Origin of the sequence: Paenibacillus sonchi (assembly GCF_016772475.1) — a bacterium.
Classification (GTDB): domain Bacteria; phylum Bacillota; class Bacilli; order Paenibacillales; family Paenibacillaceae; genus Paenibacillus_AQ; species Paenibacillus_AQ sonchi.
Genome location: NZ_CP068595.1, coordinates 3,737,988 through 3,752,737 on the forward strand (window position 1 = coordinate 3,737,988; position 14,750 = coordinate 3,752,737).

Here is a 14,750-nt window from a genome sequence, read left to right on the forward strand (position 1 = left end):
GGAGCAGGCATGATCGGGTGGATTATCGCTGAGCATCTGGCCATAAACTATCGCGCCTCCATCGCTATTATTCAGCGCTCGTTCCCGGTGAGACAGGAATGGGACAATTGGCTGGCGGATCACCCTGAGGATGATCCCGGAAGCCGGACCATCCGGGAAATGATCCAGGCCGAGAAGCTCGGTGCGAACATCGCCGTCTATCCAGCCGATGTGAGTGACTACGGGCAGATGGCGGACGCCATTGGGGCTATCGAATGCGAACTCGGAGCCATTAACGGTGTAATTCATTGTGCCGCAAACATGGGGGCAGAGTTTTTTAACCCGGTTACCCGGTTGGATGAAGCGCTTTGCCGGACCATCTTCCAGCCGAAGATTGACGGTTTGCTGGTTCTGGATAAGCTGCTGGACGATAAAGACCTTGATTTTTGTCTGCTTATGTCCTCAACAGCGGCGGTTCTGGGGGGCTATGGGTTTGCCGCCTATTCGGCAGCGAGTGTATTTATGGATACGTACACGAAGACAAGGAATAAGCACCGGCAGGCCAAATGGAAAACCGTCGATTGGGAGGCATGGAGACGGGAGGCGAAGGCAGAGGCAGGATATACATCCTCGATTGGGGACTTGGCGATGAGTCCGGAGGAAGGAATCGAGGCCCTGAAACGGGTGCTGTCGGCAGAAAGGTACCACCATATTGTTCACTCCCCGGGCACTTTGGACAAGCGGCTGGCTGAGTGGGTGCAGCTCCAAGGGATTTCAGAAGGCAAGCCTGTGCAGCCACGGGATGGCCAAAAGAAACGGCAGCGTCCTGCAGCCATGGTTGAATACGAAAAACCTTCCAATCATCTGGAGAAGCAAATCGCCGGGATTTGGGAGGAGTTTTTGGGAATCAGGGACATCAGCATCCATGATAACTTTTTTGAGCTGGGAGCTACGTCCTTGACGCTGATACGGATCAAATCGATTGTGGAAGAGACGCTCAGCCTTCAAATTCCTATCGTTGATTTATTTGCCAACCCGACCATCGCAGCGCTGGCCAAGCGGATTGGGCAGATTGAGAACGGCGGGCATGACGGGCAGGAAGATGCAAGGCTGAGCGGGCTGGAAAGCGGCAGGTCCGGATTAACGAGACAATTGCAGTTCAGAAAATCCGCAGGGACCGATTCTGGTGCATACAACTAAGCTTGAAGGGAACTTGAAGGATGCATTTATATATTGTCCGCCATGCAGAGCCGGATTAGCCTTATATGCCTGAGACTAAAACGCAGGTGCAGCAGAGCAAAGAAAATGACGAAAAAACGAGGGTAATTATGAAGGAAAACACGAGAACAGGTTTAGAAGTTGCCATTATTGGAATGTCGGGTTCTTTTCCGGGTGCCAAAAACCTTGAGCAGTTTTTCCAAAATGTAAAGAATGGTGTGGACAGTATTTCCTTCTTTACAGATGAACAATTGGAGGAGGCCGGAGTTCCCGCAGAGGTATACACCAAAGAGAACTTCGTCAAAGCAAAAGGTTATCTCAATGAGTGTGAGTACTTCGATAATTCCTTTTTTGGATATACACCGAATGAAGCGCAGTTTATGGACCCGCAGACCAGGCTGCTGCACGAGCATGCCTGGATGGCCCTGGAGGATGCCGGGTATCCGCCGGGCAGGACACAGGATGCCATCGGAGTTTATGCAGGCGGACGGCCCCATTTTCACTGGGAGGCATTATCCCTGTCCATGGGCTCCCGCAACGGGGCTGAGGATTTTGAGATTGCCCATCTGAATGACAAGGATTTAATGAGCACGAGGGTCTCCTACAAGCTGAATTTAAAAGGGCCCAGTTATACGCTGTTCACGGCCTGCTCCACCTCGCTCGTTGCGGTCCATGCGGCTTGCCAGGGGGTCATCAGCGGTGAATGCGATATGGCAGTAGCCGGCGGGGTGTCGGTTACAAGTCCATTGCAAAACGGATACTTCCATCAGGACGGGATGATTCTGTCGTCGGACGGCCGCTGCCGGGCATTCGACGCCGCATCGGACGGGACTGTGGTGGGCAATGGCATCGGCCTGGTGATATTGAAACGGCTGGAAGACGCCTTGGACGACAATGACCACATTTATGCGGTGATTAAAGGGACGGCAATTAATAATGACGGCAGCCGCAAAGTAGGCTACAGTGCGCCGAGTGTGGATGGACAGGCAGAGGTCATCCGGACGGCCCACCGCGTGGCCGGGGTAGATCCGAAGGAGATTGGTTATATAGAAGCACACGGAACGGGGACGGCCCTGGGTGATCCGATTGAAGTGAAGGCGTTAACCACAGCTTTCCAGACAAAACGTAAACATTTCTGCGGGTTAGGCTCAGTCAAAACCAACATTGGCCATCTTGACAGTGCGGCCGGAATAGCCGGGCTTATCAAAGCGGTGCTGGCTCTGCACAATAAATGCCTGCTGCCAACCCTGCATTTTGCGAATCCCAATCCGCACCTCATGCTTGAAGACAGCCCCTTTTACCTGGTGGACCGGATGAGGGAATGGGAGAGCGGTTCAGGGCCGCGCCGGGCAGGGGTAAGTTCATTTGGTGTCGGCGGAACCAATGCGCATATCGTTTTGGAGGAAGCTCCGTCAGGACAGAGCGTCAAGCAAGCGGAGGCACAGGAGCAGCTGCTGGTTTTTTCAGCCAAAACCAAGGAAGCGCTGGAGCAGTCAATTGAAGCGTTTGTACAGGATGTGCTGAAGAATCCGGGGAAAGATGCTGCGGATATTGCGTATACGCTGCAGCAGGGGCGTGAGCATTTTTCCTATCGTCAATATGTGTCCTGCCAGACACTGCTTGCCGGTTGTGCAGCATTAAGAGTGAAGGCAGATCAAGCCCTATGGGTTGATCCGAAAAAAGAATTGAAGCCTGTTTACTTTTGGTTTGCCGGGATGGAACCCGAAGAGGCGGTGCAGCATTACCACACCTGCTTGCATCATCCGTATTGCCGCGAAGAAATGGAAGAGCTCCTGCTTCAGGCGAGCGGGATACGAGGAGTTAAGCGTGATGAGCTTTTACCGGGTGGGAGCGATGTCTCTATTGGACAGACGCCGGTCTTTCTCTTTCAACTGGCCTTGGCCAAGTGGCTGCTGCGGGTAGGTGTGAAGCCGGCGGCTCTTATGGGGACCGGGACCGGGGCGTATGTGGCAGGCTGCTTAGCCGGCGTTTTTACCCTGGAAGAAGCGCTGATGCTCATGGAGAAAAGGGACCGGCTGCTGGAGGAATGGCGGGGCAGCGAAGGGGATCTGTTTTTGCTGGAGGCCCTTCAGTCCGAATTTTACGAGGCGTTTGATTCTGTTGCCTTGTCTGCGCCCGCGATTCCGCTGCTCTCTGCGGATGCCGGAAGCAATACTGTGCTTGATGTGACGCTCCCGGACTATTGGGTCAATGCATTAGGTGCAGATGATGACGGTAAAAGCTTGCCCGCAAAGGCGGAAGAAGCGGATAAGCACCTGGTTCTTGACTTCGGTGCAGCAGGTGAACCATCCGGTCCGTCCGGGCATATTTGCCTTGTCAAAAGCGGGCCGGAGCTCCTGGAGGCTGCCGGCTGCATATGGGCCAACGGCTATCCGCTCCAATGGGACGAGCTGGCAAAGCATCAAAACAGGGCCCGGGTGATCCTGCCGACCTATCCCTTTACCCGGAAAAGGTACTGGGTGGATACGCAGCAGATTAAGCAGTTCCAGAATATCTGGAAGCGTCAAGAACCCCGGACCGGCAAGAAAAACAAGGAAGAATGGATGTATGTCCCCTCATGGATACGTTCTGAACACATGCCGGAAGAAAGGGAGCAGCAGCAAGGTTTAATCGCAGTTTTTGCCACGCAGGAGCCCTTTGTAGCCCGGTGTATTGAGCGGCTTGAACAAATGGGCCATACCATTGCCCGGATTGAGGCTGGTGAATCCTTCCAGCAAAATAACTTGTCGTTTGAGATCAATCCTGAAATCACGGACGATCTAACCCGGTTACTGGATATCCTTGCCCGGCGGGGTGACGGGCCGGTCAGGATTGTGCATTTTTGGTGCATGCATCCGCAGTCTGCGGCCCACGAACAACTGCCGGAAGCGGAAGAGTGCAACCGCCTCGGGTACTATACTTTATTGAACATTGCCAGAGCGGTGGGCCAGCTTCAGCTTCAGCAGCCGGTAACCATCGACATCGTGGCTAACCAGGTGGCTGAAGTGACCGGCAACGAGACCGTCGTCCCGGCAAAGGCCACGTTGTTCGGACCGCTTCGTGTCATTCCCAAGGAGTACGAGAACATTGCCTGCAGGCTGATCGACACCGATCAATACGACCATCATATCCTTTGCCGCATCCTGTCCGGGCCGGAGAATAACCGCCGTGCCGATTGGATCGCGCTGCGGAATATCTATATATGGGAGCCCGCCTTCAAGCAGGTGCGCCTAACAACTCCGCTGAATGCAGTCAACAAGCGCTTAACATCCGGAGGGGTATACGTCATCACCGGAGGTCTTGGAGGCATCGGATTGCATGTCGCCAAGTATCTGGCAGAGCAGTATCATGCTCAAGTGGTTTTGCTCAACCGGTCGCAGTTCCTTCCCGAGGCCGAGTGGGACAAGTGGTATGCCATCCATGGCGGGGATGACCCGGTAAGCCAAAAAATTGCCATCCTGCGGAAAATCAAAGCAGCGGCAAGCGGCTTCTATCTGGTTCAGGCGGACATTACGGATGCCGCTCAGGTCAGAGCTGTTTTTGGGCAGATTCTTGAGCGCTATGGGGCCATCAACGGGATTATCCATGCTGCGGGTGTTCCGGACGGAGCGGTTATTCAGCGAAGAAGCAGGGAGATGTGCGAAGCGGTTTTTGGCACCAAAATTTATGGAACCCAGGTTTTGCAAAAGGTTATCGGAGAGCTGTCCCGCCCGGTCGACTTCCTGCTGCTCTTCTCTTCCTTAAGCTCGCTGCTTGCTCCACCGGCACAAGTGGCGTACAGTGCAGCCAATTCTTTTTGGATGCCTCTGCCCAGGCAAACACCAAGAGGGGGTATTTCACCCAAACCATCAACTGGGATAGGTGGGAGAACACCGGGATGACAGGACTTCCGGCGCAATCCCGTCCAGTCAGCTCTGCTCCAGGCATTTCTTATCAGTCCGAAGAGCATCCGTTGTTTGAGTATTCCGTGAAAGAGAATACAGGACGTACTGTGTTTATTTCCTACTTCCATGCAGGCAGAGATTGGGTCCTGGATGAACACCGCATAGCGGGCCGGGCCGTGCTGCCGGGAACATGTTATCTGGAAATGGCGCGTGCAGCCTATCAATCAGCGTCCTCGAATCCTGAAGCAGCCGTAATGATCCGTGATGTCTTTTTCCTGACCCCGCTGGCGGTCGCGGACAATACGGAGGTTCCCGTCCGAACGATCCTTACCCGGGACGCAGAAGACTGTCAGTTTACGATAGAAAGCTGCCCGGAGGCCCCGGAGGGCAGGTGGATACTCCACGCACGCGGCCGCATTGATACTGCTGACATCAAGTCCCAAGACTATGAATTGGATGCGATCCGCAATGCCTGCGATCACAGCCGCTATGGCAGGGAGCATTACAACAACCGGCGGGACAGCCAATTCCGGTATGGTCCCCGGTGGGACAGCTACCATTGGGGAGGATTCTCTGAGCAGGGGGGCCTGTCCTGGATTGAACTTCCGCAAGCGTTCGCAGGAGATCTTGCGGTTTACGGGTTCCATCCGGCGATCCTAGATGTGGCGCTGGTGCACATGGGCCTTGCACAAACCGGGGCCGGCCAGTACGTTCCGTTCGGCTACAGGAACATTACGGTCCATGGGAAGGTGCCGGGAAGAGTATACAGTTATATCCGTCACCGGACAGAACACACTTTTGGAAGCAAAATCATGGAGTTCGATCTGACGATTATGGATGAACACGGCCAAGGGATCGTTGAAATCGAGGGATATCAGGTTACAGCCGTTACTAATGAACAGGTCAGCGGGGGAGGCGAGGCTGCTGAAAAAACAACTGCGGTCCAGGCGGCTCTGTTAACTGCCGACGGCAATTCGGGTGCTTTGACTCCTGAGGAAGGCCTTATGATTCTGGATGCCGCATTATCGGCAGCCTATCCACAGGTGATTGTATCTACTGTTGATTTGCCTGCACGCGTGGAAGCATACAGAAATGAGAAGGTAAACCTGTATCAGGACAATGGCGGCAGCTCTGCGGCGGAGGTGCGGGCTTCAGGAGTGAATATGTCTGCCGAGGAATTAGAACATGTGATCCGCAGCATCTGGCAGAGTGTCCTGGGGCATGAGCAGATCTCCAGCGACGATGACTTTTTTGACTTGGGCGGGGATTCGCTGAAGGTGCTGACAGTCGCAGAGAGGATTTATCAGGCGGTCAACATCAAGATTCCGGTTTCGGTCTTCTTTCATACAACCGTGCTGAACGAGCTTGCCCGGCATATTCAAGCTGCCTGCCATACAACCAATGATTATGCTGCCATTCAAAAAGCTGCGCCCGGGGCTTATTATCCCTTATCATCGGCGCAAAAACGGTTGTATTTTCACCAGCAGCTTCAGCCGGACAGCGTTGCATACAACATCCTGGAGATCACATCGGTGGAAGGGAATCTCGATCCGGGTAAATTACAAAACGCATTTGATCTATTAATCCAGAGGCATGCGGTGCTGCGGACCAGCTTTGACGTCATCAACGGGGAGATTGTCCAGATCATCCATGACCGTGCAGCGTTTCAAGTGGAGCATGTGACCGTGAAGGAGGATGAAGTCGACCAGGTGGTTGAACAGTTTATGCAGCCGTTTGATCTGCGGTCGGCTCCTTTACTGCGTGTAAAGATTGTCCGCTGCGGGATGCAGAAGTATGTGTGGCTGTTTGATATTCACCATATCATTGCCGATAACCTCTCCGTTGAAATTCTCAAAGGTGAGCTTATCCGCATATATAACGGTCAAGCCAGACAGCTAAAGCCCATTCTCCTGGAGTATGTGGACTTTGTGGGCTGGCAGAACGAACAGATCAGACGCGGAAAATTCGGCAAGCAAACGGAGTATTGGCTTCAGCAATTATCGGGAGAGCTGCCGGAGAACCATCTTCCCGCCGATTATCCGCGTCCTGCCGTGCTGAGCCACCAAGGCGATATTTATACATTTACTTTGGATGAGACTGTAACAGGCCGGTTGAAGCAGGGGATGAAGCGCAATACCACCACATTATTCATGAATATGATGGCCCTTTTCAGTGTCCTGCTGCAAAAATACACGGGGCAGGATGAAGTGATGATCGGGGCCAGTCTTGCCGGAAGAAACCATGCAGATCTGGCGGATATGGTCGGCATGTTCGCCAATGTGCTGCCCTTCCGATCCCGCATCAACCGCGATGGATCGTTTGAACAGCTGCTGACAGAAATCAAAACGCAGAGTTTGCAGATTTTTGAAAATCAGGATGTGCAGTTTGAGGTACTGGTCGAAGCCTTGGGCCGGAGCCATCAGCTGAGCGAGAATCCCTTATTTAATGTAATGCTGGTGCTGCCGGATGTTGCGCCCGCCGAAGCGGCTATGGATCAGGTGAGGCTGCAGGCGTATCCGTTCCGCAACCCGTCGTCCAAATTCGACTTGACGCTATGGGTGTACGATTATGACGACAGCATTGAAATGCGGATGGAATATTCGACGGATTTGTTTGCCCGCAAGACGATCACAACGATGTGCAGGCACTTGCTGGATATTGCCAGCCAGGTGGCCGGCAACCCGGACATCCTTGTCAAAGAAATTATGCTGGATTCAGGTCTCGTCAGGACAGAAGCGCTGGATTTGCTGGATGACGGGAATGATTTTGTTTTTTGAACAGTCAATCAACAGCAAAGGAGTGGGGTATCGTGAAAGGTAATTTCTTCGCCAATGTACCGTACTTGAATGACGTGTACAAGAAGGAACAGCAATACTGGCTGCACAAGCTGGCCGGCCTGCCTGACAAGAGTCACTTCCCTTATGACCCTCATAAAGACCGTCATCAGGAACGCCATATAGAAACAATCCCCTTTTCACTGGACTCCGTCCATGCCCGGAAGCTGGTGCAGATCAGCAATGACTCCGATGCCCGGTTGCATGTGCTGCTGCTGGCGTTCACTTCCGTATGGCTGCTCAAGTATTCGGGACAAACGGATATCGTGCTTGGCACAAGCATTTACCGGCAGCACAGCGAGGAGGATTTCATTAATACCGTCCTCCCGGTTCGCGTACAGGTTCAGAATGAGATGCGGCTGATTGACCTGATTTCCTTGATGAAGCAGACGGTTTCTGAAGCCGCCCGGCACCAAAACTATCCGTTTGAGTTAATGTTGAAGCAGGCAGGCTTAGATTCCGGCTTTTTGGATGTTTCCGTGATTGTGAGCAACATTCAGGACGAGCAGTATTTATCCGGAACCCTGTCAAATTTCACAATGATCGTCCAAAGAGAGGAGAGCGTGCTCCAGGGTGAAATCCGCTTCAATGCTTCGGTCTACAGTGCCGATACGGTCAACCGGTTGCTGGAGCATTTCCATGTGCTGCTGGAGCAGTCGCTTGCAGACTTGCACAGCTCTGTGCAGGAGCTTTCAATTCTGACAGAGAAGGACCGGCGAATCATCGCCTGCAGCAATGCCACATCTGCGGGCTTTCCGGAAGATGCAACGATCCCGGCCCTCTTTGGGGAATGTGCTGCTAAATATCCGAACCATACGGCGGCAGTATTTGCAAATGAGCGCATGTCCTACCAGGAGCTGAACCGCAAATCGAATCAAGCGGCCCATCATCTGCGCCGGCTAGGCGTAACGGCCGAATCGGTTGTAGCCTTGATCCTGCCGCCTTCTCTGGAAATGATCATCGGAATCCTGGCGGTCCTTAAGGCGGGAGGCGCATATTTGCCCATCGACCCGGACCTCCCGGCACAGAGGGTTGACTATATTCTGAAGGATAGTCAAGCCAGGCAGATACTAACGGTTCAATCAATCCGCTTACCGTCAGGAACCGGTGAAAGCTGTGAGGTGATTTTTCTCGATGACCCCATGCTGGAGCAGTATTCCAGTTCCAACCTGGAGCATGTCATTCATCCTAACGACTTGGCCTATATCATTTATACTTCCGGCACTACAGGAAATCCCAAAGGCGTCATGATCGAACACCGGAATGTGGTCCGGCTATTTTTTCATGAACATAACAGGTTTGATTTCACCTGCCAGGATACATGGACGCTTTTTCATTCGTTTGGCTTTGACTTCTCCGTGTGGGAAATTTTCGGCGCATTGCTGCATGGCGGCAAGCTGCTGCTGATTCCGAAGCTGCTCAAGAAAGATTACCGGTACATTGTGCAGGAGCTCCGGAACGAACACGTAACCGTATTCAACCAGACGCCGTCCTCCTTCTACCAATTCATTCAAGAAGAGCTGGAGGATACTGGGGAGAAGCTGCGCTTACGTTATGTGATTCTTGGCGGAGAGGCTTTGCAGCCGGGCAAGCTGGAAGCCTGGAAGGTGAAATATCCCGGCACCCGAATCATCAACATGTATGGGATTACCGAAACGACGGTACATACAACTTTTAAGGAAATCGGCACAGAGCAGATCCAAGCGAATCAGAACAATATCGGTGTGCCTTTTTCAACAGTAGAGGTCTATATTTTCAACCGGCAGCATGAGCAAGTCCCGATTGGAACTGTCGGAGAAATATGGGTTGGCGGCGAGGGAGTAGCGCGCGGATATCTCAATCGGACGGAATTGACTGAAGACAGATTCCAAACCCGCAGGATGGGGGACCGTTGGATACGTCTTTACCGGACCGGTGATCTGGGCAGATATCTGCCGAGCGGTGAAATGGAGTATGTAGGGCGCAGGGACAACCAGGTGAAGATAAGAGGGTTCCGCATCGAGCTTGACGAAATATCCGCCCACCTCCTGACGGTAGAGTCTATTAAGGAAGCTGTAGTATCGGCACGGGAGATTGAGCCAAAGACCCAAATCCTGGTTGCCTATGTGGTGATCAAAGCGGGGCGGGAAGCAACGTTTGATCCAGTGGAGATCAGGCAGTATCTGCAAACACGCATAAGCGATTATATGATCCCTTCCGTCCTGCTGCCGATATCCAAAATTCCGTTAACACTGAATGGAAAAGTAGACTACGAAAAGCTTAATACCCTTGAGCTCAAGCAGCAGGCAAAAGGGGTGCTGACCCCTCCAACAACGGAGATGGAGCACAGAATAGCGGAGATTTGGAAAACCATCCTCCGAATGGACCGCATCGGTGTGCATTCGACCATATTTGATCTGGGCGGAACGTCATTTGATGTGATCACGATCAGCAAGGCCTTGTCAGAAGAACTGAGTCAAGAGGTGCCGGTGATCACCTTGTTTACCTATCCAACGATAAGTCTGCTGGCTAAGGTCCTCCAGGCGGACAGCCCTGTGACGGAACTGAGTGCGGAATCAAGAGAAGCTTCCATCGAAGAAGGCAAACGGGCAAGAAGGCAAAAATTACGTCTGTTGAAGAAGTAGGGGTGATACTGTGCAGAATTACAGTGGTTTGGAAATTGCAGTCATCGGCCTTGCCGGCAGATTTCCGGGAGCAGGTACGATTTCTGAATACTGGGACAATCTAAAGAACGGTGTTCATTCGGTTCAGACCTTTAGTGAGCAAGAATTGGTTGCCGCCGGAGTAGAACCCGGCTTGGCCGCTAAGGCAGAGTATGTCAAGGCAAAGGGCTATCTGGAAGCAGGCAATTGTTTTGACGCCCGTTTTTTTGACTACACCCCCCTGGAAGCAGAACTGATGGACCCGCAGATGAAAGTGTTTCATGAGTGTATTTGGGCGGCCTTGGAGGATGCCGGCTACGCGGCGGAGGCGGATCAGCAGCTTATCGGGCTGTTTGCGGGGGCATCTCCGAATCATATGTGGGAAGGGCTTATGGGCCTGTCCGGCAAAAGTGAGGTCATGGGGCATTGGGCCGCCTCCCAGCTGCTGGATAAAGATTATTTAAGCTTGCGGATCGCGCACAAATTAAACCTCAAGGGCCCGGCCCTGTCGATCTATACCGCATGCTCCACCTCTCTCGTTGCCGTGCATATGGCGGCGCAGTCGCTGCTGAACGGCGAGTGTGATATCGCCTTGGCGGGCGGGGTCACGGTCACCCTGCCTGAAAAAAGCGGGTATGAATATCAGGAGGGCATGATCTTATCCCCGGACGGGAAATGCCGGGCGTTTGACGCCGGCGGAAAAGGGATCGTGGGGGAGACGGAGCGGGCGCAGCCGTCCTGAAGCGTCTGCAGGATGCCCTCGATGACGGTGACCAGATTTATGCGGTCATCAAAGGCTCCGCGGTGAATAATGATGGTCAACAAAAAACGGGATTTACAGCCCCCAGCACCATCGGACAGGCAGAGGTTATCCGGACAGCGCTCAAGCTGGCTGAGGTATCGCCGGACAGCATCGATTACATCGAATGTCACGGGACCGGGACGCCGCTGGGCGATCCGATTGAATTGGAAGCCTTGGAGCTGGGCTATAACCCGGAGCGAAGACATGCGTGTGCGCTCGGCTCAGTCAAAACAAATATTGGACATCTGGACAGCGCAGCAGGCATTGCCTCCTTCATCAAAACAGTACTGGCGCTCAAACATAACATGCTCCCTCCGTCTTTGCATTTTCAGACGCCGAATCCGGTGCTGAAGGTGATTGAAAAGGGTTTTTATATTAATGACCGGCTGACCGAATGGCCCCGCAAAAATGAGCCCTTGCGGGCCGGAATCAGCGCATTCGGCATCGGCGGAACCAACGCCCATATCATTGTCGAGCAAGCACCGCCCCAGCGGGAAGCTTCTGCCGGACGGGAGTGGCAATTGCTTCCCGTTTCAGCGAAAACACCGTCGGCGTTGGCGGAGATCAAAAAGGATCTGGAGCGGTATTCCAAAGCGGAACCCAGTCGTCTTGAAGATATTGCCTATACACTGCAGGTGGGCAGAAAACATTTTCCCATACGGGAGTTAGCCCTTGTCAACCGGAAGAGCCGCCGGGTCCTTCAGTTTGCTGAAACGGCAACAAGGAAGGGCACGGCTGGACTAGAGAATGCTCCGGTGATTTTTGTGATCCCGGACTTTACGCAGCGCCTATGGAGTGAAAGTGAGCTTGATGAACTTGAGCAATTGTATCAGGAGGAACCCGGTGCCCGCCGCTTCCTCAATCAGGCGCTGGGAATCATGAACCGGCTGGTTCCGGACAGGGCTGCTGTGAAGCTGGGGGACCTGCGGAAACGGGAGTACACTCCGGTTCTTGCGTTTGGCGGCTATTATGCAGTAGGAAAGTTGTTCATCGAATGGGGATTGCACCCGGAAGCTGTGATCGGGAGGGGAAAAAGCCAATGGCTGGCGGCCTGCCTGTCGGGAGAGCTTTCGCTTGAAGAGGCTGTCCATTCCTTTCTGTTGAGTCTGGACGATTGCGGGATGGAGCAGCCGGAAGCCGGCCGTAGGATTTCCCGGCGGGAAGAGATTTGGCTGGTGCTGGGCGCAGGGGATGAGGCACAGCCCTTTTTGGACAAGCAGTCTTCCAAGCCCCAAATCGTCGCCCTGGAAAAGCTGAACACCTACTCCCTTATGGCTGCTGTAGGTACTATGTGGCTGTACGGCCAGGACATTAAGTGGCGGGAATTATATCAACACGAGCAGCGGAACCGTCTCTCTTTGCCTACTTATGCCTTTGACCGCCAGGAGTTCCCGGTAGATCCTGAGCTGTTCAACCTTAACCATCTTCTCAATCGTCCTCCATCCGGGAAGGGCTGGACCCCGGCAAATAGAGACGATATCCGCAAGTGGTTTTATATCCCCGCCTGGGAAAGCGCTGCTCTTCCCAACTATGAAGGCAGAATGCTCCCCAGAGATGCAGTCTGGTTCATTTTTTGTGACGCGGCCGGTCTGGGGGAAGCGCTGGGCGATCTGCTCAGGCAGCAGCAGATCCGCTGCATTATGGTTGAGCTTGCAGAGCATTACCAGCAAGTTACGGCAGATCACTACAGAGTGAACCCGCTGCGCAGCGAAGAGATGGACCGGCTGTATCATAGCCTGGATGCGGTTCCGGATCACATCTGCTATCTCTGGACGGTCACCTCTCCGATGGAGCCGGAGCTGGCCAATATCGAAACCGGCCAGCAATTGTTTTTGCATCATATTTTGCGTCTGGTCCAATTCTTAGGCACTGCGGCTGCGGCTCAAGAGGTACACTTGCAGATCGCTTCGAATGGATTGTATTCAATAACACAAGAAGAAATGCTGTGCCCCATGAAAGGGCTGCTGCTGGGTGCCAGCAAAATTATTCCGTACGAATATCCGAATATCAAGGTTTGCCATGTGGATTTCCCGCTGGCGGAAGGTGATGCCGCACGGCAAAGAGAGCAGGCCCGGCAAATGCTCCGGGAATTCCAGTTTGAGTTTCCGAACAAGCAAGTCGCATACCGGGGAAAAGCCGGTGGATCGAATCGGTCCAAAAACCGCTTTTGTTGGCCAGCCCCGGCAAGGTTTCGCTATTTAAGAACAATCTCGTCTGTATGATTACAGGGGGGCTGGGAGGAATGGGCTTGGCGCTGGCGGAATATTTAGCCACGCAGTATACAGCCCGCCTGGTTTTGGTGGGCCGCTCTGCTTTTCCGCCGAAAAGTGAATGGGACCAGTGGGTGAACCGCCCGGACGATGCAGAAGTAGCCCGGATCATTCGAACTATCCGGGCGCTGGAAGCGGCAGGGGCGGTAATTGAGGTGCATAGCGCCGATATCTCAGATTTCAGCGCCATGCAGCAGGTGGTTGCCCGGGCGGAAGCGCGGCTGGGTCCGATTACCGGTGTCCTGCACACGGCTGGAGTTGCGGATTATGCCGGAGTCATTCAGAGAAGGACACAAGCGATGACCGACGAGGTGCTGCTGCCCAAGGTTAAAGGGACCATTGTTCTGGATACGCTTTTCCGCAACCGTAAGCTGGACTTTTTTGTTTTATTTTCATCCATCGGCAACTATATCTATGGCCGCAAGTTCGGGCAAGTGGGATACAATGCGGCAAATGAATTTTTGGATGCCTTTGTACACTACCGCTTACAGCACCGGGAAGGCTTTACAGCAACGGTTAACTGGAACGACTGGGCGGAAGCGGGAATGTCCGTCAAAGCGATGGAGAAGAGCCGCGGCCTGCACAAGGAGGTCAACGATCTTCAGTTTGAAGCCGAGGCGATCACGACAGAGCAAGGTGTGAATGTGTTCCGGTATATCATGGAGAACCAAATGAACCGGGTAATCGTGTCTGCGCTCGATTTGCCGGCATTGATGGAAGAGAGCAACAACATCAGCGTGGAGGTTATCCTGGAGCAGGAGGCGGCAGCCCATGCCACGGAAGCTGCACCTGCAGCAGTCAGCAGCAGCAGTCTGCTCACGGAAGCCGGGCTGCACCAACAGATTGCGGATATCTGGAGCACAGTCCTGGGAATTGAGGCCATCGGCATCGATGAGGATTTCTTCGCATTGGGCGGCGATTCCCTTAAAGCGATCACCATTGTTTCACTGGTTTTCAAAAAGCTTGGAGTCAAGCTCCCGCTCCCTGCATTTTTCCACAAACCAACGATCCGTGAAATTAGCCGTGTCATCCGGGAGACAAACCGGACGGATTATGCCCGGATTAAGCGCGCCCCCAAAAAGAGGGCTATCCGTTAACTCCGGGACAGAAAAGGCTCTATT

General features: G+C 53.4%; 7 protein-coding genes. All 7 read left to right on the forward strand.

All coding sequences use genetic code 11. The features are described from left to right. Window positions 1-9 precede the first annotated feature (9 nt). The 7 genes from JI735_RS16865 (at window position 10) to JI735_RS16895 (ending at window position 14,726) form a co-directional block, all read left to right on the forward strand. Entirely contained in the window at window positions 10-1,179 is a 1,170-nt protein-coding gene (locus JI735_RS16865) for a KR domain-containing protein (protein WP_233476436.1), read from the forward strand. A gap of 128 nt (window positions 1,180-1,307) precedes the next feature. After that, window positions 1,308-5,078: a type I polyketide synthase gene (locus tag JI735_RS16870; protein ID WP_233475910.1), complete on the forward strand. Its 3,771-nt coding sequence runs from the start codon at window positions 1,308-1,310 to the stop codon at window positions 5,076-5,078. Then, on the forward strand, window positions 5,075-7,858 hold the full coding sequence (locus tag JI735_RS16875) for a condensation domain-containing protein (protein WP_202676201.1): 2,784 nt from the start codon (window positions 5,075-5,077) through the stop codon (window positions 7,856-7,858). The genes JI735_RS16870 and JI735_RS16875 overlap by 4 nt, the downstream gene beginning before the upstream one ends. Before the next feature lie 32 nt (window positions 7,859-7,890). Beyond that, window positions 7,891-10,539 carry a non-ribosomal peptide synthetase gene (locus tag JI735_RS16880; RefSeq protein ID WP_051052065.1) on the forward strand — a complete coding sequence of 883 codons (2,649 nt, stop codon included), beginning with the start codon at window positions 7,891-7,893 and terminating at the stop codon, window positions 10,537-10,539. Between the two features lie 10 nt (window positions 10,540-10,549). Further along, complete coding sequence (locus tag JI735_RS16885; protein WP_202676202.1) at window positions 10,550-11,299, forward strand: beta-ketoacyl synthase N-terminal-like domain-containing protein; 750 nt, start codon at window positions 10,550-10,552, stop codon at window positions 11,297-11,299. Window positions 11,300-11,346: 47 nt separating this feature from the next. Next, window positions 11,347-13,581: a KR prefix domain-containing protein gene (locus JI735_RS16890; RefSeq protein ID WP_267919286.1), complete on the forward strand. Its 2,235-nt coding sequence runs from the start codon at window positions 11,347-11,349 to the stop codon at window positions 13,579-13,581. Between the two features lie 26 nt (window positions 13,582-13,607). Then, window positions 13,608-14,726, forward strand: a complete 1,119-nt coding sequence (locus JI735_RS16895; RefSeq protein ID WP_233475911.1) for a KR domain-containing protein — start codon at window positions 13,608-13,610, stop codon at window positions 14,724-14,726. Window positions 14,727-14,750 lie beyond the last annotated feature (24 nt).

Coding starts and splice junctions, on each gene's coding strand:
- JI735_RS16870 (WP_233475910.1), top strand. CDS start 1,308: ATGAAGGAAAACACGAGAACAGGTTTAGAAGTTGCCATTATTGGAATG.
- JI735_RS16875 (WP_202676201.1), top strand. CDS start 5,075: ATGACAGGACTTCCGGCGCAATCCCGTCCAGTCAGCTCTGCTCCAGGC.
- JI735_RS16865 (WP_233476436.1), top strand. CDS start 10: ATGATCGGGTGGATTATCGCTGAGCATCTGGCCATAAACTATCGCGCC.